Below are 20,735 nucleotides of genomic sequence, written 5' to 3'. Positions count from 1 at the left end.
GGATGGCAAGGACTGGAGCGGAGTATCTGGAAGCCTTGAAGGAGCGGCCCCCCAACCTCTGGTACAAGGGGGAGAAGGTGGAGGACCCCACCACCCATCCCGTCTTCCGGGGCATCGTGCGCACCATGGCTGCCCTTTATGACCTGCAACACGACCCCCGGTACCGGGAGGCCCTCACCTACGAGGAGGAGGGGAGGCGGCACGGGATGAGCTTCCTCATCCCCAAGACCAAGGAGGACCTAAAGCGGCGGGGCCAGGCCTACAAGCTCTGGGCTGACCAGAACCTGGGGATGATGGGGCGTAGCCCGGACTACTTGAACGCCGTGGTCATGGCCTATGCCGCCAGCGCCGAGTACTTCGGGGAGTTCGCCGAGCACGTGCGGGCCTATTACCGCTACCTCCGCGACCGCGACCTGGCCACCACCCACGCCCTCACCAACCCCCAGGTGAACCGGGCCAAGCCTCCCTCGGCCCAGCCCGACCCCTACATCCCCGTGGGGGTGGTGCGCCAGACGGAAAAGGGCATCGTGGTGCGGGGGGCCCGCATGACCGCCACCTTTCCCTTGGCGGATGAGGTCCTCATCTTCCCTTCCACCCTCCTTAAGGAGGGGCCGGGCAGCGAGAAGTACGCCATCGCCTTCGCCCTGCCCACCTCCACCCCGGGCCTGCACTTCCTCTGCCGCGAGGCCTTGGTGGGCGGGGATAGCCCCTTCGACTACCCCCTTAGCAGCCGCCTCGAGGAGATGGACTGCCTGGTGATCTTCGACGACGTGCTGGTCCCATGGGAGCGGGTCTTCATCCTGGGAAACGTGGAGCTTTGCAACAACGCCTACGCGGCCACGGGGGCCCTTCACCACATGGCCCACCAGGTGGTGGCCCTGAAGACCGCCAAGACCGAGGCCTTTTTGGGGGTGGCGGCTTTGATGGCCGAGGGGATCGGGGCCGACGCCTACAGCCACGTGCAGGAAAAGATCGCCGAGATCATCGTCTATCTGGAGGCCATGCGGGCCTTTTGGACCCGGGCGGAGGAGGAGGCCAAGGAGAATGCCTTTGGCCTTCTGGTACCCGACCGGGGGGCGTTGGACGGGGCGCGGAACCTTTACCCCAGGCTCTACCCCCGGCTTAGGGAGATCCTGGAGCAGATCGGGGCCAGCGGCCTGATCACCCTCCCCTCGGAGCGGGACTTCAAGGGACCCCTGGCCCCCATGTTGGAGAAGTACCTGCAAGGGGCTACCCTCGAGGCCAAGGAGCGGGTGGCCCTCTTCCGCCTTGCCTGGGACATGACCCTCTCGGGATTCGGGGCCCGGCAGGAGCTTTACGAGCGCTTCTTCTTCGGGGATCCCGTGCGCATGTACCAGACCCTCTTCAGCGTGTACGACAAGGAACCCTACAAGGAGCGGATCCGCGCCTACCTGAAGAGGGCGCTTGCCGTGTTTGCGGAGGTGGAGGCGTGACCGAGGGTTCTATGGGCCTCCATAAGACAGGCGCTTCCCCGGCGGAACACCTAAGGGAGGCCTTCAAGGAGGCCCTAAGCCGGTTTGCCGCTGGGGTGACCGTGGTCGCCGCCCGGCTAGGGGAGGAGGAGAGGGGCATGACCGCCACCGCTTTCATGTCCTTGAGCCTCGAGCCTCCCCTGGTGGCCCTGGGCATCCACGAGAAGGCGAGGCTCCTACCCCTATTGGAGGCCTCGAGGGCCTTTACCATAAGCTTCCTGAGGGAGGGGCAGGAGGCAGTTTCCCAACACTTTGCCGGAAAGCCCCAGGAAGGGGTGGGGTTGGTGGCGGGCAGGGTGCCCGGGGCCCTGGCGGTGCTCTTTTGCCGCCTGGAGGCGGCCTACCCCGGGGGGGACCACCGGTTGGTGGTGGGCCGGGTGGAGGGGGTGGAGCTGGGGGAGCCGGGCCTTCCCTTGGTGTACTTCGGCCGGGGTTACAGGAGGTTGGTATGGCCATCGTGAGGGTGGGGTTCATAGAGCTTTGGGTGAGGGACCTGGAGAGGAGCCTGGAGTTCTACGAGGGGCTTTTGGGCTTCCGCCTGGAGCGTAGGGAGGGGCAAAGCGCCTACCTCAGGGGCTACGAGGAGCTGGAGTGGAGCCTGAAGCTCACCCAGGCGGAAGGGCCCGCGGTGCGGAGCCTGGGCTTCAAGGTGGACGAGAACGGGATGGAGCAGGCCCAGGCCTGGGCGGAAGGGGAGGGGCTTCCCCACCGGTTGGAAACGGACTGGGGTAGGCCCAGGATGCTCCGCGTCCAGGACCCCTTCGGCTATCCCCTGGTCTTCTACGCGGGGGCGGAGAAGCTTCCTCGGGTGTTGCAGGAGTACCACCTCTACCGGGGGCCGGGGGTTTTGCGCATCGACCACCTGAACCTCTTTTCCCCCGAGGTGGAGCGGGCCACCCGCTATTACCAGGAGAGGCTAGGCTTCCGCCTCACCGAGTACACGGAGGACGAGGAGGGGAGGCTTTGGGCCAGCTGGCTCCACCGCAAGGGGAACGTGCACGACGTGGCCTTTACCAACGGGGAGGGCCCGAGGCTCCACCACTTCGCCTACTGGCTTCCCGATCCCATGGCCATCCTCAAGGCGGCGGACATCCTGGCGGGAGCCCGCAGGACGGACCAGATCGAAAGAGGGCCCGGGCGGCACGGGATCTCCAACGCCATGTTCCTTTACCTTAAGGACCCAGACGGACACCGCATCGAGCTTTACACCTCCGACTACCTCACCGTGGACCCCGACCTGCCCCCGGTGCGCTGGAGCCTGAACGACCCCAGGCGCCAGACCCTCTGGGGGCACAGGACCCCGAAGAGCTGGTTCCTGGAGGGAAGCGCGCTTTTGGACCTGGAGGGGAAGCCCGTGGCCACGCGGCCTTCACCCCTGGCGGGCATCCCCGAGCACGTGACCTAGCTTGACGGGACAGAAGTCCCTGGTTAAACTGGAAGGCAAACGAGCGTTAGTTAGACCCAATCCGGGTCTCGCCCGGTGGGAATGGACGGCAAAGAGGACGAAGGAGGGGAAGAAGATGAAGCGCTGGTTGGTAGCCCTGTTGGTTTTAGGCCTTTCGGCCCTGGCTCAGGAGGCTCTCAAGGTGGGCGTGGTGGTCTCGGCCACCGGCCCTGCCGCCTCCTTGGGTATCCCCGAGCGGAACACCTTCCTCATGCTTCAGGAGATGCTGGACCGCGCGGGCGGCGTGGCCGGGCGCAAGGTACAGTTCGTGATCCTGGACGATGCCTCGGATACCACCCAGGCGGTACGGAATACCCGGCGCCTGGTGGAGGAGGGGGTGGTGGCCGTGGTGGGCACCACCACCACCCCGGCCTCCTTGGGCATGATTCCCGTGGTGGCCGAGGCCAAGGTGCCCATGATCTCCCTGGCGGCCAGCAAGGACATCATCCACCCCGTGGACGCTCAGCGGTACTGGGTGTTCAAGACCCCCCAGACGGAGGAGCTCATGGCCCGGGCCATCGTGGCGGACATGGTGGCCAGGGGGGTCAAGACCGTGGCCTACATCGGCTTTAACGATGCCTACGGGGAGGGCTGGGCCCGTTTCTTCGAGGCGGAGGCCAAGGCCAAGGGCCTGCAGGTGGTGGCCAGCGAGCGCTACAACCGGACGGATACCTCCGTGACGGGCCAGGTGCTCCGCATCATCGCCCGGCGGCCCGATGCGGTCTTGATCGGTGCCAGCGGCACCCCCGCCGTGCTTCCCCAGCGCACCCTGAAGGAACGGGGCTACGCCAGCCTCATCTACCAGACCCACGGGGTAGCCAACCCCGACTTCCTCCGGGTAGGGGGCAAGGACGTGGAGGGCACCCTCCTCCCGGCCGGGCCCATCCTGGTGGCGGAGCAACTCCCCGGCACCTTCCCCAGCAAGCGGGTGGCCCTGGACTACATCCAGCGTTACGAGGCCAAGTACGGCATCGGTAGCTACTCCACCTTCGGCGCCCATGCCTGGGATGCCTGGCTGATCCTGAAGCCGGCCCTGGAGCGGGCTTTGAAGCGGGCCGATCCTGCCAAGGACTTGGCTGCTTTCCGCGCTGCCCTCAGGGACGAGATCGAGGCCACCCGGAACCTGGTGGCCACCCACGGGGTCTTCACCTTCAGCAAGGAGGATCACCTGGGTCTGCGCTTTGAGGATGCCGCGGTGATGGTTCGGGTGGAGGGGGGCCGCTGGAAGCTGGAGCGCACCTTCCGCTAAGCCATGGACGCCACCATCCTCAGCTTCCTGCTCTTGGACGGGTTGCAAAACGGGGTGGTCTACGGCCTTTTGGCCCTCTCCCTGGTTCTGGTCTTTGCCGTCACCCGGGTGATCCTGGTGCCCATCGGGGAGCTTTTGATGTTCGCCCCCCTTTCCCTGGTGTGGCTTTTAGAAGGGAAGCTCCCCGGCACCCTGTGGCTGGCCCTGGTCCTGGGAGGGGCTTGGGCCCTCATGGCCCGGGGCCGGGGAGCCCTTCTGCCCCTTTTGGGCGGGGTGGGGCTTTTCCTCCTCTCCCTTCTGGCTAAAGGGGTTCCCCCCCTGGCCTACCTGGCGGCGGTGCTCCTCGTAGTGTACCTGGGGGTGGCCAGCTACCGGGTTTTCTTCCAGCCCATGCGGGGGGCCACGGTGCTTTCCCTCCTCATCATGGCCGTGGGCCTTCACGTGGCTTACCAGGGTCTTGGCCTGGTCTTCTTCGGTCCCGAGCAGTTCCGTCCAGCCCCTCTCCTTTCAGGGGAGGTGGTGGTGGGCCTCTCCTGGCAGGGGGTTTTGGTCCTCCTCTTCGCTGCTTTGGGCCTCGTGGCCCTCTACCTCTTCTTCCGCCTCTCCCTTTTCGGAAAGGCGCTCTTGGCGGCGGCAGAGAACCGGCTTGGGGCCAGGCTCCTGGGGATACGCCCGGAGGAGGCGGGGATGGTGGCCTTCGGCATTGCCAGCCTTTTGGCGGCCCTCTCCGGGCTTCTCTTGGCCCCCCTCATCAACGCCGCCTACTTCATGGGGTTCATGCTGGGGCTCAAAGGGTTCGTGGCCGCCATCCTGGGCGGGCTTGCTAGCTACCCGGTGGCCTTTGTGGGAGCCCTCCTCGTGGGCTTTTTTGAGAGTTTCACCAGCTTCTACGCCAGCGCCTACAAGGAGGCCTTGGTCTTCCTGCTCTTGGTGCCCGCTCTTTTCTACCAGAGCCTGCGGGCGCGGACGGTGGAGGAGTGATGCGCTACCTCTGGTTCTTGTTGCTCCTGCTGCCCCTGGCCCTGTCCCCCTTTCCCTACTACCTCACCCTCCTGAACTTCTTCGCCCTCTCCGCCATGGTGGCCCTTTCCCTATATGTGCTCACGGGTTTGGCAGGGATGACCAGCTTCGCCCAGGCGGCCTTCATGGGCATGGGGGCCTACGCCACCGCCCTCCTCACGGTTAAGGCGGGGTTTTCCCCTTGGGTTGGGCTTGGGGCTGGGCTCCTCTTCGCCCTCCTTTTAGCTTGGCTCCTGGGCGCCCTAACGGTGCGGCTTAAGGGGCATTTTCTTCCCCTTTCCACCATCGCCTGGCAGGTGGCCTTGTACATCCTGGCGGGGAACCTGGTGGGGCTCACGGGGGGGCATACCGGGCTTACGGATCTGCCTCCCTTGAGCGTCCTGGGTCTGCCCTTGGACACCGGGTTCCGCTATGCCTTCCTCACCCTTGGCCTCCTGGCCCTGTTGGTCCTCAGCCTTTACAACCTGCGCCATAGCCGCATGGGCCGGGCCCTTCTCGCCCTTAGGGGGGATGCCCTGGCGGCGGCCAGCTTCGGGGTGGACCCGGCAGCCCTCAGGCTTAAGGCCTTCCTGCTCTCGGGGGCCATCGCCGGCCTGGCGGGTTTCCTGTACGCCCACTTCCTGCGCTTTGTCAACCCCACGCCCTTTTCCCTGGAGGCTTCCATTAAGTACCTGGTGATGGCCGTGGCCGGGGGGGTGGGGAGCATTCCCGGGGTGATGCTGGGGGCGGCCTTCTTCACCGGCCTCGAGGACTGGTTGAAGGATCTCCTGCCCCTCCTCTTGGGGCAGCAGGGCAACTACGAAACCATCGGCTACGGCCTAATCCTGGCCCTGATCCTCATCCTGGCCCCCAAGGGCCTGTGGCCCCTGGTGGAGCGCTACCTGCCCAGCAGGGACCCAGGGATTCCCAAGGCGGAACCCCTTCCCCTTAGCCCCCCCGGCGGCCGCCAAGGCGAGGTGGTACTGGAGGTCCTGGGCCTACAGAAGTCCTTCGGGGGGCTTATGGCGGTGGCCGGGGTTTCCTTCAACCTGAAACGGGGAGAGATCCTGGCCTTGATTGGCCCTAACGGGGCGGGGAAGAGCACCACCTTCAACCTGGTGGCGGGGGCGTTAATCCCCGACCGGGGCCAGGTCCGCCTCTTCGGTAAGGAGATCACGGGGCTTCCCCCTTACCGGATCCACGCCCTGGGCCTGGGCCGCACCTTCCAACACCCGCACCTTTTTCCGGAGCTCACGGTGCTGGAAAACGCCGCCTTGGGCACGTACAGCCGTACCCGGGCTGGCTTTTTGCAGGCTCTCTTGGGCCTTTCCCGGAAGGAGGAGGAGCGGGCCTTGGCCACCGCCTACCGGGCCTTGAAGCGGGTGGGGCTGGAGTCCTTGGCCCTGGAAAAGGCGGAGCGCCTTTCCGTGGGCCAGCAGCGGCTTCTGGAGATCGCCCGGCTCCTGGCCTCCGGGGCGGAGGTGCTTCTCCTGGACGAACCGGGGGCGGGGCTTCGGGCCCAGGAGAAGCGGGAGCTCGCTTCCCTTCTCCGCTCCCTGGCCAGGGAGGGTTACACGGTGCTCATCGTGGACCACGACATGGACCTGATCATGGGGCTTGCGGACCGGGTGGTGGTGATGAACTACGGGGAGAAGATCGCTGAGGGCACGCCCAAGGAGGTCCAGAGAAACCCCTTGGTGCGGGCGGCCTACCTGGGGGAGGAGGAGGTGGCATGAGCCTCCTTTCCGTTCAGGGTCTTACCGTGCGCTACGGGCCCCTCGAGGCGGTGCGGGGGGTGAGCTTCTCCCTAAGGAAGGGGGAGGCGCTTACCCTCATCGGCCCCAACGGGGCGGGGAAGACCAGCGTGCTGCGGGGACTCTTGGGCCTGGCCCAGGCGGAGGGGAAGGTATTCCTGGACGGGGAGGAGGTGCGGGGGCGAAGCCCGGAGGCCCTTCTTTCCTGGGGTATGGTGCTGGTGCCGGAGGGGCGGGCCCTCTTCCCGGGGCTTTCCGTGGAGGACAACCTCCTCCTGGGAGGCTTTACCCGTTTCCGCCGCCGGGAGAACCTGAGGCCGGACCTGGAAAGGGTCTATGCCCTTTTCCCCAGGCTTTTGGAAAGGAGGAGGCAGCCCGCCGGCACCCTTTCCGGCGGGGAACAGCAGATGTTGGCCATCGGCCGGGCCCTCATGGCCAGGCCCCGGCTCCTCCTACTGGACGAGCCCTCCTTGGGCTTGGCTCCCCTGATGGTGCAGGAGATCTACCGGATCCTCAGGGAGCTCAAGGGCCAAGGGACCACCCTCCTGGTGGTGGAGCAAAACGCCAAGGTGGCCTTGGCCCTGGCGGACCGCGGGCTGGTGCTGGAGGCGGGGGAGATGGTCCTCGAGGGGTCCGCCGAGGCCTTGAGGCAGGATCCCCGGGTGGTGGAGGCGTACCTGGGGCTTTCCCGGGAGTCGGACGCGGCGGTTGCGCCGAGGGAACACCTGGAGGAGGGGTAGGGCAATGGGGCGGGACGGTTCCGGCGAAGGGTTGGAGGATGCCTTCATGCGGACCTTGGGCCTCCAGGTGCGGTACCTGGCCCCGGGGGAGGCGGTGGTGTCCGGGGTGGTGGGGGAGGCGCACCTAAACCTCCACGGTACCGCCCATGGGGGATTCCTCTACGCCTTGGCGGATAGTGCCTTCGCCTTGGCCTCCAACACCCGGGGGCCCGCCGTGGCCCTATCCTGCCGCATGGATTACTTCCGTCCCCTTGCCGCCGGAGCGCGGGTGGAGGCCAGAGCCCAGGAGGTCAACCTCTCCCGGCGTACGGCCACCTACCGGGTGGAGGTGGTGTGGGAAGGAAAGCTGGTGGCCTTGTTTACGGGAACGGTGTTTCGCCTGGAGGGGAATGCCCTTCCCACTGTGGGGGAAGGGCTACCTTCCGGGCAGAACCCTTGGCCTAAGGAGGAGGGATGATGTACCAACCGGAGTGGGAAACCCTGTCCAGGGAAAAGCTTAGGGCTTTGCAGGAGGAAAGGCTCAGGACCATCGTGGCCTACGTGTACGAGAGGGTGCCCTTCTACCGGCGGGTTCTGGATGAGGCAGGGGTGGACCCGAAGGGGGTGCGGACCCTCGAGGACCTCCCTAAAATCCCCTTTACCCGGAAGGACCACCTCAGGGAAAACTACCCCTTTGGCCTCTTCGCCGTGCCCCGGGAGGAGTTGGCCCGTATCCACGCCAGCAGCGGTACCACCGGCAAGCCCACGGTGGTGGGCTACACCAAAAAAGACCTCCAGGTCTTCGCGGAGGTGGTGGCCCGCTCCCTGGCCGCGGCGGGGGCCAAGCCGGGCATGATGCTCCACAACGCGTACGGCTACGGGCTTTTCACCGGGGGGTTAGGCCTGCACGGGGGGGCGGAGGCCTTGGGAATGACGGTGGTCCCCGTTTCCGGCGGCATGACCGAGAGGCAGCTCCTGCTCATCCAGGACTTCCGCCCGGAGGTGATCTCCTGTACCCCTTCCTACGCCCAGACCCTGGCGGAGGAGTTCAGGAAGCGGGGGGTTTCCCCGGAGGAGCTATCCCTGGAGTATGCCGTTTTAGGGGCCGAGCCCTGGACCGAGGCCATCCGGAAGCAGGTGGACGAGGGGCTTGGGGTGCGGAGCACCAACATCTACGGGCTTTCCGAGATCATCGGCCCCGGGGTGGCCAACGAGTGCGTGGAGGAACGTCAGGGAAGCCACATCTGGGAGGACCACTTCCTGCCCGAGGTGGTGGACCCAAATAGCGGGGAGCCCCTTCCGGAGGGCAAGGTGGGGGTTTTGGTCCTCACCACCCTCACCAAGGAGGCCATGCCCCTCTTGCGGTACTGGACGGGGGACCTCACCTTCCTCACCCGCGAGGCCTGCTCCTGTGGCCGCACCCACGTGCGCATGGGTCCCGTCCTGGGGCGCACCGACGACATGCTCATCATCCGGGGAGTGAACGTCTACCCCACGCAGGTGGAGGCGGTGCTTTCGGGTATCCTCGAGGTGGAGCCCCACTACCAGATCGTGGTGCGGCGGGAGGGTACCCTGGACGAGGCCGAGCTCAGGGTGGAGGTTTCCCAGGCCTTCTTCCAGGAGATCGGGCGCAAGGCCCTTTCCGATGAGGTTATCGAGGCGGACCATCGCCTCCACGCCCTGAGGGAGAAGGTGGCCCACAAGATCAAGGACAGCATTGGGGTGAGCATGAAGGTGACCCTCCTGGCCCCGGGGGAGGCCCCGAGGAGCGAGGGGGGGAAGCTGAGACGGGTTTTGGATCTGAGAAAGTAGGCCATGCGTCCCATTCCCAGCGGTTTTGAGGCGGTCTTTGAGACCGTGGTCACCCCCGAGATGACCGTGAACTTTGAGGAACTGGGCCCCGTGCACCCCGTTTACGCCACCTACTGGATGGCCAAGCACATGGAGCTGGCCGGGCGCAAGATCATCCTGCCCTTCTTGGAGGAGGGGGAGGAGGGGATCGGTAGCTACGTGGAGGTGCGCCACCTGGCCTCGGCGCTGCCGGGGATGCGGGTGAGGATCGTGGCCCGCCTCGAGGCCACGGAAGGGAACCGGGTCTACGCCAGCATGGAGGCCTACAATGAGCTTGGGGACCTGATCGGCCGGGGGCGCACGGAGCAGGTGATCCTGCCCAAGGAGAAGGTGGAGGCCCTCTTCGCCCGGCTGCGGGAAAGGTGGGAGGCTAGGGGAAGGGTCTAGTACCATCCCACCTGGGCTTTCCCCAAGGTGGGGGCCCCAGCAGACCCTTCTCTAAAGCCTCAGGGCTTTGCCCGCAACGAGCAGGTAGACCTCCTGGGCTGCTTTTGCCAGCAGGGCGTTCACCTCTCCCAAAAGGTCCCGGTAGCGCCGGGCTAGGGGGTTTGCGGGAACGATTCCCATCCCCACCTCGTTGGAGATGACGATGATCCGCTTGCCGCTGGAAGAGACCGCTTCCAGGAACCGGCGGGTTTCCACCAAGGGATCGCGATCCCTTTCCAGAAGGTTGGAAACCCAAAGGGTGATGCAGTCCACCACCACCGTGGGGTAACGGGCCATTTGTAGGGCTTCCACCAGGTCCAAGGGCTCTTCCAGGGTTTCCCAGGTGGGGGGGCGTTCCGCCCGGTGGCGGGCGATCCTCTCCGCCATCTCCCCATCCCGAGCCTCCGCGGTGGCGATGAGGGTGGCGAAAGGGCCGGCAAGCCTTTGGGCGTGGCGGCTTTTCCCGCTTCTAGCCCCGCCCAGGAGGAGGAGGAGGCCGGGGGGAGGCGGGGGGTCAAGGGACCCCTCCTTTCTTGTGGGCGCTGGAGGAGGGCCGGGCGTAAGCCCCAGGTTGCGGTGGAGGTGCTTCAGGTCCAGGTGCTCCTCCAGGGCATCAGCCAGCTGGTCTAGAGCCTCCTCCAGGGCCTTGGCCTCCCGGCCGAAGAGGGCCTGCTGCACCCCAGGGTTTTCCAAAAGGCCGTGGAGCCAGGTGGCGAGAAGGGGCCCTTCCTGGTGCACCAAGGGGATTCCCTGGCCGTGGTGGATCCCATAGCCCTGGGCCTTCAGGCCATTCAGCCTGGCCCAGAAGCCGGAAAGCCCGCGGAAGACCACCTGCGCCGGGCGGACGGTTTTCCCCGGCAACATCCGCACCGGGAAAGGGAGGAGGCCCAGGCCCGGGAAAACCCCCTTTGCCTCCACTCCCTCCTCGTCCACGATGGCCTGGGCCAGCATCTCCGCCCCACCGCAGATGGCCAGCACGGGTTTTCCCGCCTCCAAGTGGCCCCGGAGAAGGGGTAGGAACCCCTGGAGCCAGGCCAGGTCCCTGGCGGGCAGGCGGCTTCCCGGGAGGATCAGGAGTTCGGCTCCCTGGGCCTCCTCGAGGGTGCGAGCGTACACGGGCTGGGCCAGCTCCGAAAGGGGCCAGAACTCGTCCAGGTTGGAGGCGTGGGGGTAACGGAGGATGGCCACCTTGGGGCCTTGGCCTATCCTCGGGCGGTGGCGGAATCCATCCTCCTCGGGTAACTCCAGGGGGAGCATGGGCAGGGTGCCCAGAACCGGGATTCCCGTCCAGTCCTCCAGGAGGCGGTAGGCGGGTTCCAGCAAGCGGATATCCCCCCGGAACTTGTTGAAGAGGAAGCCAAGGAGCCTTTCCCGGTGCTCCCCCAGGAGGGCCCAGGTGCCGTAGAGGGCGGCCAGGGATCCTCCCTGGTCCACGTCCGCCACCAAGAGGGCCTGGGCCCCCGCCCACTCCGCCACCAGAAGGTTGGGGAGGTCCGGCCAAAGGTTTCGCTCCACCGGGCTTCCTGCCCCTTCCAGAACCAAGAGGTCGAACTCCTGCCCCAAGGCCTCCAGGGCTTCCCGCACGGGAGCCTCCAGGTGGGGTCTCCGCTCCTTCCAGGGAAGCTTGGAAAGAAGGGGGTCCACCCGACCCAGGACCACCACCTGGCTTCCCTCGAGGCCCAAGGGCTTGATGAGGATGGGGTTCATGCGGGGATCGGGTGGGGTCCCTGCCGCCACCGCTTGGAGCCACTGGGCGCTGGCTATCTCCCCGCCCGCCACCACCCGGTAGTGGTTGGACATGTTTTGGGCCTTAAAGGGGGCCACCCTTAGGCCCTGGCGCTTGAAGTGCCTGAGGAGCCCAGCGGCGATGAGGCTTTTCCCCACCCCGCTTCCCGTCCCCCAGACGATGAAGGCCTTAGCCTTCACCCTTGACCTCCCCCACCGGAATTATGCTTTGGAACCTCTCCAAACCTTCCGCAGTCCCTCCCAGCCCTTCTGGGTCCTCCAGCTTGCCAGGTGTTGTGGGCAAGGGGAACCAGGGCCGCATTTTGGGCTGCTTCTTTTCCGCGCACATGAGGGTTCAATCCCCTATGGATTTGCCCTTTGGGCAATGCAACCCTCAGACCCTTGCGGCCAGGATCTCGGCGAGGGCCTCCAGGAGGGCCTCTATGGCCTCCTCCCTCTGGGCGGAAAGCCTAAGCCACTCGGGCAGGCCGAAGCTGGTGGCGTCCCTTACACGGATGCCCCTTTCCCTAAGCCTCGTGGCCACCTCCGTGGCCCGGCCCACCCGCACCAGGAGGAAGTTGGCGGGGCTTTCCCGCACCGTTAGGCCCAGCTCCCGTAGCCCCTGGGCCAGGAGGCGGCGGAGGCGGAGGAGTTCCCCCTTGGTTTCCTCCAACCACGCCTGGGCCCTCGGGTCCAGGTGGCCCAGGAGGAGGGCCTCCCCGTAGACGGAGACCGGCCAGGAAGGAGCCAGGTGGCGGAAAAAGGTAAGGTCCAAGGGGGCCAGGAGGTAGCCAGCCCGCACCCCGGTGAGGCCGTGGGCCTTGTTGGGGCTGTAGAGGCGCCAGGCCCTCTGGGGCAAGGGAATGGGGGTTTCCAGAAATGGGTAGTAGGCCAGGTCCAGGACCAAGGCCCCTCCGGCCCGCTCTGCTGCCTCCTTCAGAAAAGGGTAAACCTCCCCCGTGGGGTTGTTGGGCACGCAGAGGAAGGCCAGGGAGCTCCGAGGCAGAAGCCTCAGGAACTCCTCCGGGCTCTTTGCTTCCCACAGGGGCAGGTCCAGGGCCCGGGCGGACCTGGCGTACTCGCTGAAGGTGGGCTTCAGGAGGAGGATGGGGCCCCTTAGGTAGCTCCAACGGGCCAGACGGTGGATGAGTTCGCTGGTGCCCGTGCCCACGGCCACGTGGGTCTCCGGAACCCCATGCGCCTCGGCCAGGAGACGATGGGTTCTGCGGTAGAGGGGGTCGGGGTAGCGGCTTGGGTCGGCCCGCCTGAGGTACTCCAGGATCACCGGGTTGGGCCCCAGGGCGTTGGCGTTGGTGGAGAAGTCATGGAGGGGGTCGGGACCCCCGTCGGCTCCGCCGTGGATGGGCTTGAGCACATCGTCCACCATGGCCCCATGCTATGCCCTTCCCGCTCCTCTGGAGTGTGGTTTGGGCCTACCCCCGGGCCCGCACCAGCCAGGCGGAAAGGCTCATGAGGCCCGTGAGGATAAGGAGGGTGGCGGCGAAGTGGGTCCGGGCCACGAGGGGGAGGGCGGGAGCAGGCTCCCTTCACTCACCGTGCCCAAGAGTACGCCGGAAGGGAGGGCCGCAAGCCTCGAGGCCACGAGAAAAGCCTACCGGTAACCAGGCCCAGGTGTGCAGGCACAAGGCGGTGTAGACCTGCGGACCTTACACCTTTCCACGCTTCCATGCCCAGGAGGAAACTGGGGGCGTGGGCGCGCATATGCAGGTGTATCTCCTTTCCGAGGCCCGGGGCCTTTCCCGGGACCTCTTGGGCGGCAAGGGGTTTGGTCTGGTGGAGATGGCCCAGGCGGGGCTTCCCGTTCCCCCAGCCCTTATCGTCACCACGGAGGCTTGCCGCCGCTTCCTGAGGGAGGGGGCGGTGCCGGGTCTATGGGAGGAGGTCCGGGCCAAGCTTTCGGCCCTCGAGGGCCTAGTAGGTAAGCGCTTTGGCGAAGGGGAGGGGAGTATCCCTCCCCTTTTGGTTTCCGTGCGGAGTGGGGCTCCCGTCTCCATGCCCGGGATGATGGACACCATCCTTAACCTGGGCCTCACCTTGGAAGGAGTGGAAAGCCTGGCCCGAACCACGGGCAACCCCCGTTTCGCCTGGGATGCCTTCAGGAGGCTCCTTTCCATGTACGGGGAGGTGGTCTTGGGGGAGAAGGCGGAGGTCTTTGAGGGCCTGCTCTCGGCCCTAAGGGAAAAGCGGGGTGTGCAAAGCGACACCGAGCTTTCCCCCGAGGACCTCGAGGCCCTTTCCTTCCAGTACTTGCGCCACCTGGAGGAACGGGGTACCCCCTTCCCCATGGACCCCTGGCTTCAGCTAAGGGGGGCCATCGAGGCGGTCTTCCGTAGCTGGCTGAATCCCCGGGCCAAGACCTACCGCCGCATCTACGGCATCCCCGAGGACCTGGGCACGGCGGTGGTGGTCCAGGCCATGGTCTACGGGAACCTGGGGGAAGACTCGGGGACCGGGGTGGGATTTACCCGCAATCCCGCCACCGGGGAGAAGGGCCTGTACGGGGAGTACCTGCGGAACGCCCAGGGTGAGGATGTGGTGGCGGGCATCCGCACCCCGGAGCCCCTCTCCCGCCTGAAGGAGTACGCCCCCGAGCTCTATGGGGAGATCGAGCGGGTGGCCCAGCTCTTGGAGCGCCACTTCCGCGATATGCAGGATTTTGAGTTCACCGTGGAGCGGGGGAGGCTTTACCTGCTTCAGACCCGATCCGGTAAGCGCACGGCCCAGGCTGCGGTGCGCATCGCCGTAGAGATGGCGGAGGAGGGCCTGATCGGCAAGGAGGAGGCGGTGCTCCGGGTGGAGGCCAACGCCCTGCCTGGCCTCCTCAAGCCCACTGTGGATCGGGAGAAGGCTCCCAGGCCCATTCTGAAGGGCCTTCCCGCAAGCCCAGGGGCGGCGTTCGGCCATGCGGTCTTCACCAATGAGGCGGCGGAGCGCTACGCGGCCCAGGGGTTTCCCACCATCCTGGTGCGCCCGGAAACCACCCCCGAGGACATCACCGGGATGTACCTTTCCAAGGGAATCCTCACCGCCCGGGGAGGCTTGACCTCCCATGCAGCGGTGGTGGCCCGGGGCCTGGGGGTGCCCGCGGTGGTGGGGGCGGAGGCCTTGAGGGTGGTCCCCGAGGAAGGCCGGGCCTGGGTGGAGGGCCTGGAGATCCAGGAAGGGGACCTCCTCACCCTGGACGGGGGTACCGGGGAGGTTTACCTGGGGGCGGTGCCCCTGGCGGAGGCGACAGGGGAGGAGCTTTTGCAAAAGCTTCTTGCCTGGGCGGAGCCCCACCGCTCCCTGGGGGTCAGGGCCAACGCCGACACCCCCCTGGATGCCCAAAGGGCCCGGGCTTTCGGCGCTGAGGGGATCGGGCTTTGCCGCACCGAGCACATGTTTTTCCAGGAGGAACGCCTGCCTTGGGTCAGGCGGTTGATCCTGGCCCGCACCCCGGAGGAGGAAGCCGAGGCCTTGGAGCGGCTTTTTGTCTTCCAGAAAGAGGACTTCAAGGGCATCCTCAGGGCCATGGATGGACTCCCGGTAACCGTGCGCCTCCTGGATCCTCCCCTTCACGAGTTCCTGCCCTCCCTCGAGGAACTAAAGGCGCGGGCGGAGGCCGGGGATGAGGAGGCCAAGGCCCTTTGGGGGCGGGCCAAGGCCCTGGCGGAGCAGAACCCCATGCTGGGCTTCAGGGGCATCCGGCTCTTGCTCCTCAGGCCGGGCATCTTCCAGATGCAGCTTCGGGCACTCCTGGAGGCGGCCAAGGAACTTAGGGAGGAGGGCTTTGACCCCCGCCCGGAGGTCATGATTCCCCTGGTGGCGGATCCCAAGGAGGTGGAACGGGCCAAGGCTTTAGCGGAGGAGCTTTTCCGGGAATACGGCCCCATTCCCTTCGGCACCATGATCGAGACCCCAAGGGCAGCCCTTCTGGCCTCGGAGATCGCTCCCCTGGTGGACTTTTTCAGCTTTGGCACCAACGACCTCACCCAGATGGCCTTTGGCCTTTCCCGGGATGATGCCGCCAAGTTCCTGCCCCGGTACGTGGAAGAGGGGCTTTTCCCCTTCGACCCCACGGAGCGCCTGGACGAGAAGGGAGTGGGAAGGCTTCTTAGGCTTGCGGTGCAGGAGGGAAGGCGGGCTAACCCCAGGCTTAAGGTGGGGCTTTGCGGGGAACATGGAGGCGAGGCTCGTAGCGTGGCCTTCGTGGCCGACCTCCTGGATTACACCTCAGCAAGCCCCTTCAGGGTGCTCACCGGCCGGCTTGCCGCGGCCCAGGCAGGGCTTCGGGCCTCAACCCTTACCGGGTGAACTCGGCTTTTAGTCAGCAGGATATTTTGAGGGGCGCAAGCCCTCTTGACACGACCAGCCTTCGTGTAAGTTAAACTAAGGTCCAGGCGAGGAGGCCATCGTGAAGCAGGGTCTGTATGCCTATCTCCTACTGGGGGCTCTAAGTTTGGCTCTGGCCCAGAAACCGCAAGTTCTTATCGGTACCGGGGGCATCGGAGGAGTTTACTTCTACTACGGTACCGCGGTGGCGGAGATCCTAACCAAAAGCGGGGTGGTTCAAGCTCAAGCCATGCAGTCTGGGGGATCTATAGAGAACTTGATGCTTCTCCGAGACCGTACAGATGCGGCCAGGGGCATCTACTATTGCGGCACGGCACTTCCAGATGCTACTTTAATGGCATACCAGGGGGAGGAGCGTTTCCAAGGGAAGCCGGTACCTGTGCGTATTCTTTTCACTATGTACCCCAATTACTTCCACGTGGTAACCACGGAGGGCGGTGGCATCCGTGTGCTCCAGGACTTAAAGGGAAAGCGGGTTTCCACGGAGGTGCCGGGGGGTATTATTGAGTACGAGGCCCGAGTCCTTATGTCCGCTGCTCTTCCTGGCTTCGATCCCCGGGTTCACTTTGCTAAGTGGGAAAGGATCCGGGTAGCGGAAAGTGCCCAGATGCTCTCTGAGGGTAACCTGGATGCTTTCTTCTGGTCCGGGGGTCTTCCGACCGGAAGCATTCTGGAGCTTTCTGGTAGCTTATCCCGCAAGGGAAAGCGGCTTTATCTGGTTCCCCTTGCCAAGGAAAGCACTCCGGTTCAGGTCCTCATGCGCCGCTTTCCCGGGGTAGTAGATACGGGAATCATCCCCAAGAGCGTATACAACACCCGCTACGACACCCCGACCCTAACGTTTTGGAACGTGTTTGTGTGTCCTGCCAGCCTTCCTGAGGAGCTAGCTTATGCCATGGTCAAAGCGGTGTTTGAAAACCTCCCTACCCTGTATACGGCGGTGGCTCCCGCCCGGGATACCAACTTAGAAAATGCCGTACGCTCCCGTGGGGGAAAGGTTCCTTACCACGAGGGAGCTGTGCGCTTCTTCCGGGAGAAGGGCGTCTGGCGGTGAATGCAGGGCGGTAGACCCTGATTCAAAAGGCCCTAACCCCTATCCCCGCCTCCTCCAGCGCCCTGCGCACCGCCAGTGCCACCTTGGGGGCGTTGGGGTTGTCCCCATGGATGCAGAGGGTCTCCGCCCTGACCTCTACGTCTCCGCCGTCCAGGGCCTCCACCTTTCCTTCCACAACCATCCTGAGGGCTCGCCGGGCAGCCTCCTCGGGGTCGCTGATCCAACTTCCTGGGAGGGAGCGGGGGGCCAGCTGGCCGTTCTTCAGGTACGCCCGTTCGGGAAAGGCCTCGAGGACCACCCTCAGCCCTGCCTTCCGGGCCTCCTCCTCGTACACGGTGCCAGGAAGCACCACCAAGGGCACTTCAGGGTCAAAGGCCCTCACCGCCTCGGCGATGGCCCGGGCGGTTTCCCGGTCCCGGCAGGCTCTAAGGTACATGGCCCCATGGGGCTTCACGTGGTGGAGGCGTAGCCCCTCCGCCTTCAGAAAGGCGTAGAGGGCTCCTATCTGGTAGAGCACGTCCGCATATACCTCCTCAGGGCTCAGGGCCATGTCCCTGCGGCCAAAGCCCACCAGATCGGGGAAGCCTGGGTGGGCCCCCACCGCCACCCCATGGGCCTTGGCCAGGGCTACCGCCTCCCGCATCCGGACGGGGCTACCCCCATGAAAGCCGCAGGCCAGGTTCACCGAGGTCACCAGGGGGAAGATCTCCCGGTCGTGACCGTAGGTGAAGGCCCCGTAGGACTCTCCAGCATCGGCGTTGAGGTCTATGAACATGCCGACCTCCTTTCCTTACAGAGTAAGCTTAACCTCCGTCCCCCCGCAGAAGAGGTCCAACGTGGCAATGGCTTCGGGCACATGCGCCCAGGTAGCCCCTATGGGTCCTTGCCGGGAATCCCGTCTGCAAAGGGATGACCTGCACCCTATCCCCCGGTCATGGTGCGGGGCAGCCAGGTGGCCATTCCGGGAAACAGCATGAGGAGAACCACCATAAGGAGCAGTACCCCCATGAAGGGGAAGGCATACCGGGCGATATGGAAGAGGTCCTCCCCGGTTAAGGACTGGATGACGAAGAGGTTGAAGCCCACAGGAGGAGTGATCTGGGCCAGTTCCACCATGATCACCAGATACACCCCGAACCACAAGGGGTCCACGCCAATGGCCTTCACCACGGGAAGGATCACGCTGATGGTGAGGACCACGATGGAGATCCCGTCCAGAAACCAGCCCAGAACGAGGTAAACCAAGCTCAGGAAGAAGATGAGGGCCACGGGGGTGATCCCGGCCTCCACCGCCCAGGTGGCCAAGGCCCTGGGGATCCCGGTGAACCCCATGGCCAGGGTCAAAACCCCGGCCCCTGCCAGGATCAGGCCGATCATGCTGGTGGTGCGTATGGCTCCCATCAGGCTTTCCCAGAACATCCTGGGGGATAGCTCCCGGTTTAGCCCCGCCAGGAGGAGGGACCCCGCTACCCCTATGGCCGCCGCCTCCGTGGGGGTGGCTACCCCAAGATAGATGGAGCCCAGGACCAGGAGGATGAGAAAGAGCACAGGGAAAACGGCCAGAAGGCCACCCAAAGTCTGGCCGAGGGGCGTCCTGGGTTCCTGGGGCAGTTGGCGGCGGTAGAGAAAGGCCAGGAGGGCCACCAGGAACATAAAGAGCAAGGTCAAGACCGCTCCGGGTACCACCCCGGCCATGAAAAGCCGGGCTACGGAAACCTCGGCCATGACCCCGTAGACGATCATGATGACGCTGGGGGGGATGAGGAAGCCCAAGGTTCCGGCCCCGGCCAAGGAGCCCAAGGCCAGGGGCTTGGGATAACCCCGGCGCAGGAGTTCGGGTAGGGTGAAGCGGCCCACGGTGGCGGTGGTGGCAGCGGAGGAGCCGATGACGGCAGCGAAGAGGGCACTGGCCACCACGTTCACATGGAGTAGCCCCCCAGGAAGGCGGGAGAGGAGGGGGCTTAGCCCCTGGAAGAGCCCTTGGGCCAGCCGGGAGCGGTAGAGAACCTCCCCCATCCACACGAAAAGGGGCAAGGCGGCCAGGCTCCATCCGGAGGTGGCGGACCATAGGGCGGTGGCCAGGTTGGACCCTGGGGGGGCGGTGGTGAAGAAGGCCAGGCCCGCCAGGCCCACCAGGAGGAGGGCCAAACCCACGTAGACCCCCAGGGCCAGGAGGAGGAAAAGGAGGCCCACCAGGATAAGGCCCTCCAGGAGAAGGCTCATCCCTCCACCCCCTGTACGGCCTTAAGCCAGGCCTCGAGGAGGGCAAGGGTGAAGAGGCTAAGGCCCAGCGCCAGAAAGCTTTGGGGTAGCCACAGGGGAAGGGGGAGAAGGCCTGGAGCCAGGTCCCCGTAGTGGAAACTCTCCGCCACCTTTAGCCACGCCTGAACGGAGGCATAAAAGGCAGCCAGGAATCCCAGCCCCAGGGCGAAGGTTTGCAGCGGACGACGGGCCTTAGGGGGAAGCTTTCCCAACAAGAGCCGCACCTGGATATGCCCCCCGGCCCTCAGGGTGGGGGCAAGGCCCAGGAAGATGAGGCCAGCGGTGGCGAACCCGGCCATCTCCAGAGCCGAGGGCACCACGAAGCCCAGATACCGCCCCGCCACCTGGGCCAGGATCACCAGGAGGATAAAAAGGCCCATGAGGGCCGCCAGGAGCTGGGATAGGCGGAAGAGGCCCTCGAGGGCCTTTCCCAAGAGGTTCATCGTCCAAGGTACTGGCGGTAGACCTTCACCCCGGTAGCCCCCGCCTGCTTCTGCCACTCCAGGATCATGGTCTGCCCCACCTTCTTGAGGTCGGCCAGGAGGGCAGGGGAGGGTTTCACCACCTGCATGCCCCGGCTTGCCAGGGTCTGGAGGGCCTTCTCCTCCTGTTCCTGGCTCAGCCGCCAGCCCCGCTCCTCCGCCCGCTTGGCCGCCTGCACCAGGGCTTCCCGGTCCTGGGGGGAGAGGCTTTCAAAGGCCCGCCGGCCGATGACCACCATGTTCTTGGGGATCCAGGCCTTCACGTCGTAGAAGTAACGGGCGAAATCCCAGGCCTGGCTGTCCACCCCGGTGACCGGGGAGGTAATCATGGCCTCCACGATCCCGGTGGCGAAGGCCTGGGGGATGTCGGCGGCTTCCACCTGCACCGGGTGCATGCTTAGGAGTTCTGCCAACCGGGCGGTGGCGGGGTTGTAGGCCCGGAACCGCATGCCCCTTAGATCTGCCCCTGTGTTCACGGGCCGCTTGGTATAAAGCCCCTGAGGCGGCCAGGGAACGGCGTAGAGAAGGACCACTCCCCTTTGGGCCAGCCACTTTTCCACCTCAGGGCGCTGGGCCTGGTAAAGCCGGCGGGCCTCCTCGTAGCTGGTGGCCACAAAGGGGATGGAGTCCAGGTTGAAGATGGGGTTTTCGTTGGCCAGGAGGGACATCAGCACCTCCCCCATCTGCACCTGCCCGTTCCTCACCGCGGGCAGGATCTGGGGATGGGGGAAGAGGGAGCCTCCGGGGTGGACGGTGATCTTCAGCCGGCCCCCCGTGGCCTCCTCCACTTCCTTTACGAACTGCTGAATGTTCTGGGTGTGGAAGTTGGCCGGGGGATACGGGCTGGCCATGTTCCAGCTCTGGGCCTGGGCTGCTACTGCCAATAAGGCTAGGCCTGCTAAAAGGATCCGCATACCTATGCAC

Annotated in this window: 18 protein-coding genes; 12 read left to right on the top strand and 6 right to left on the bottom strand. The window is 65.5% G+C overall.

What is annotated here, in order from left to right:
- Positions 1-2 precede the first annotated feature (2 nt).
- From hpaB to L0C59_RS04900, 10 genes are all read left to right on the top strand, one after another.
- Positions 3-1,454: a 4-hydroxyphenylacetate 3-monooxygenase, oxygenase component gene (gene hpaB, locus L0C59_RS04945; RefSeq protein ID WP_243090095.1), complete on the top strand. Its 1,452-nt coding sequence runs from the start codon at positions 3-5 to the stop codon at positions 1,452-1,454.
- An 11-nt stretch (positions 1,455-1,465) separates the two neighbouring features.
- Entirely contained in the window at positions 1,466-1,954 is a 489-nt protein-coding gene (gene hpaC / locus L0C59_RS04940; RefSeq protein ID WP_243090145.1) for a 4-hydroxyphenylacetate 3-monooxygenase reductase subunit, read from the top strand.
- A complete protein-coding gene (gene hpaD, locus L0C59_RS04935; protein ID WP_243090094.1) occupies positions 1,942-2,898 on the top strand; it encodes a 3,4-dihydroxyphenylacetate 2,3-dioxygenase in 957 nt (318 codons plus the stop codon). Before hpaC ends, hpaD begins: the two co-directional genes overlap by 13 nt.
- A 115-nt stretch (positions 2,899-3,013) precedes the next feature.
- Positions 3,014-4,186 carry an ABC transporter substrate-binding protein gene (locus L0C59_RS04930; protein WP_243090093.1) on the top strand — a complete coding sequence of 391 codons (1,173 nt, stop codon included), beginning with the start codon at positions 3,014-3,016 and terminating at the stop codon, positions 4,184-4,186.
- A gap of 3 nt (positions 4,187-4,189) precedes the next feature.
- Positions 4,190-5,167, top strand: a complete 978-nt coding sequence (locus tag L0C59_RS04925; RefSeq protein ID WP_243090092.1) for a branched-chain amino acid ABC transporter permease — start codon at positions 4,190-4,192, stop codon at positions 5,165-5,167.
- Positions 5,167-6,921, top strand: a complete 1,755-nt coding sequence (locus L0C59_RS04920; RefSeq protein ID WP_243090091.1) for a branched-chain amino acid ABC transporter ATP-binding protein/permease — start codon at positions 5,167-5,169, stop codon at positions 6,919-6,921. Before L0C59_RS04925 ends, L0C59_RS04920 begins: the two co-directional genes overlap by 1 nt.
- Entirely contained in the window at positions 6,918-7,679 is a 762-nt protein-coding gene (locus L0C59_RS04915; RefSeq protein WP_243090090.1) for an ABC transporter ATP-binding protein, read from the top strand. Before L0C59_RS04920 ends, L0C59_RS04915 begins: the two co-directional genes overlap by 4 nt.
- Positions 7,680-7,683: 4 nt before the next feature.
- On the top strand, positions 7,684-8,136 hold the full coding sequence (gene paaI, locus L0C59_RS04910; protein ID WP_423247921.1) for a hydroxyphenylacetyl-CoA thioesterase PaaI: 453 nt from the start codon (positions 7,684-7,686) through the stop codon (positions 8,134-8,136).
- Positions 8,136-9,470 (top strand): phenylacetate--CoA ligase family protein, encoded by a 1,335-nt coding sequence (locus L0C59_RS04905; RefSeq protein ID WP_243090144.1) that lies wholly within the window; start codon positions 8,136-8,138, stop codon positions 9,468-9,470. Before paaI ends, L0C59_RS04905 begins: the two co-directional genes overlap by 1 nt.
- Before the next feature lie 3 nt (positions 9,471-9,473).
- Positions 9,474-9,896 carry a thioesterase family protein gene (locus L0C59_RS04900; protein ID WP_243090088.1) on the top strand — a complete coding sequence of 141 codons (423 nt, stop codon included), beginning with the start codon at positions 9,474-9,476 and terminating at the stop codon, positions 9,894-9,896.
- A gap of 51 nt (positions 9,897-9,947) precedes the next feature.
- On the opposite strand, the gene L0C59_RS04895 is transcribed toward L0C59_RS04900, so the two are convergent.
- Both L0C59_RS04895 and L0C59_RS04890 read right to left on the bottom strand, forming a co-directional pair.
- The gene (locus L0C59_RS04895; RefSeq protein WP_243090087.1) at positions 9,948-11,861 is read right to left on the bottom strand and encodes a cobyric acid synthase; all 1,914 of its coding nucleotides are present in this window, start codon (positions 11,859-11,861) and stop codon (positions 9,948-9,950) included.
- A 193-nt stretch (positions 11,862-12,054) separates the two neighbouring features.
- Positions 12,055-13,047 carry a pyridoxal phosphate-dependent aminotransferase gene (locus L0C59_RS04890; protein WP_243090086.1) on the bottom strand — a complete coding sequence of 331 codons (993 nt, stop codon included), beginning with the start codon at positions 13,045-13,047 and terminating at the stop codon, positions 12,055-12,057.
- A gap of 335 nt (positions 13,048-13,382) precedes the next feature.
- Here L0C59_RS04890 and ppdK point away from each other — a divergent pair, with 335 nt between their 5' ends.
- Together ppdK and L0C59_RS04880 are read left to right on the top strand one after the other, a co-directional pair.
- A complete protein-coding gene (ppdK, locus tag L0C59_RS04885) occupies positions 13,383-15,974 on the top strand; it encodes a pyruvate, phosphate dikinase (protein ID WP_243090085.1) in 2,592 nt (863 codons plus the stop codon).
- Positions 15,975-16,086: 112 nt separating this feature from the next.
- Positions 16,087-17,067 (top strand): TAXI family TRAP transporter solute-binding subunit, encoded by a 981-nt coding sequence (locus tag L0C59_RS04880; RefSeq protein WP_243090143.1) that lies wholly within the window; start codon positions 16,087-16,089, stop codon positions 17,065-17,067.
- A gap of 22 nt (positions 17,068-17,089) precedes the next feature.
- On the opposite strand, the gene L0C59_RS04875 is transcribed toward L0C59_RS04880, so the two are convergent.
- The 4 genes from L0C59_RS04875 to L0C59_RS04860 all read right to left on the bottom strand — a co-directional run bounded on the left by L0C59_RS04875 (position 17,090) and on the right by L0C59_RS04860 (position 20,725).
- The gene (locus tag L0C59_RS04875) at positions 17,090-17,842 is read right to left on the bottom strand and encodes a LamB/YcsF family protein (RefSeq protein WP_243090084.1); all 753 of its coding nucleotides are present in this window, start codon (positions 17,840-17,842) and stop codon (positions 17,090-17,092) included.
- A gap of 146 nt (positions 17,843-17,988) precedes the next feature.
- A complete protein-coding gene (locus L0C59_RS04870; protein ID WP_279232524.1) occupies positions 17,989-19,290 on the bottom strand; it encodes a TRAP transporter large permease in 1,302 nt (433 codons plus the stop codon).
- Complete coding sequence (locus L0C59_RS04865) at positions 19,287-19,772, bottom strand: TRAP transporter small permease (RefSeq protein WP_243090083.1); 486 nt, start codon at positions 19,770-19,772, stop codon at positions 19,287-19,289. The genes L0C59_RS04870 and L0C59_RS04865 overlap by 4 nt, the downstream gene beginning before the upstream one ends.
- Positions 19,769-20,725: a TRAP transporter substrate-binding protein gene (locus L0C59_RS04860; RefSeq protein ID WP_243090082.1), complete on the bottom strand. Its 957-nt coding sequence runs from the start codon at positions 20,723-20,725 to the stop codon at positions 19,769-19,771. Before L0C59_RS04860 ends, L0C59_RS04865 begins: the two co-directional genes overlap by 4 nt.
- Positions 20,726-20,735 lie beyond the last annotated feature (10 nt).

The organism is Thermus neutrinimicus (assembly GCF_022760955.1).
Taxonomy (GTDB): Bacteria; Deinococcota; Deinococci; order Deinococcales; family Thermaceae; genus Thermus; species Thermus neutrinimicus.
The sequence above is the reverse complement of the archived record's forward strand: the minus strand, read 5'-3'. Positions and strand labels throughout refer to the sequence as shown.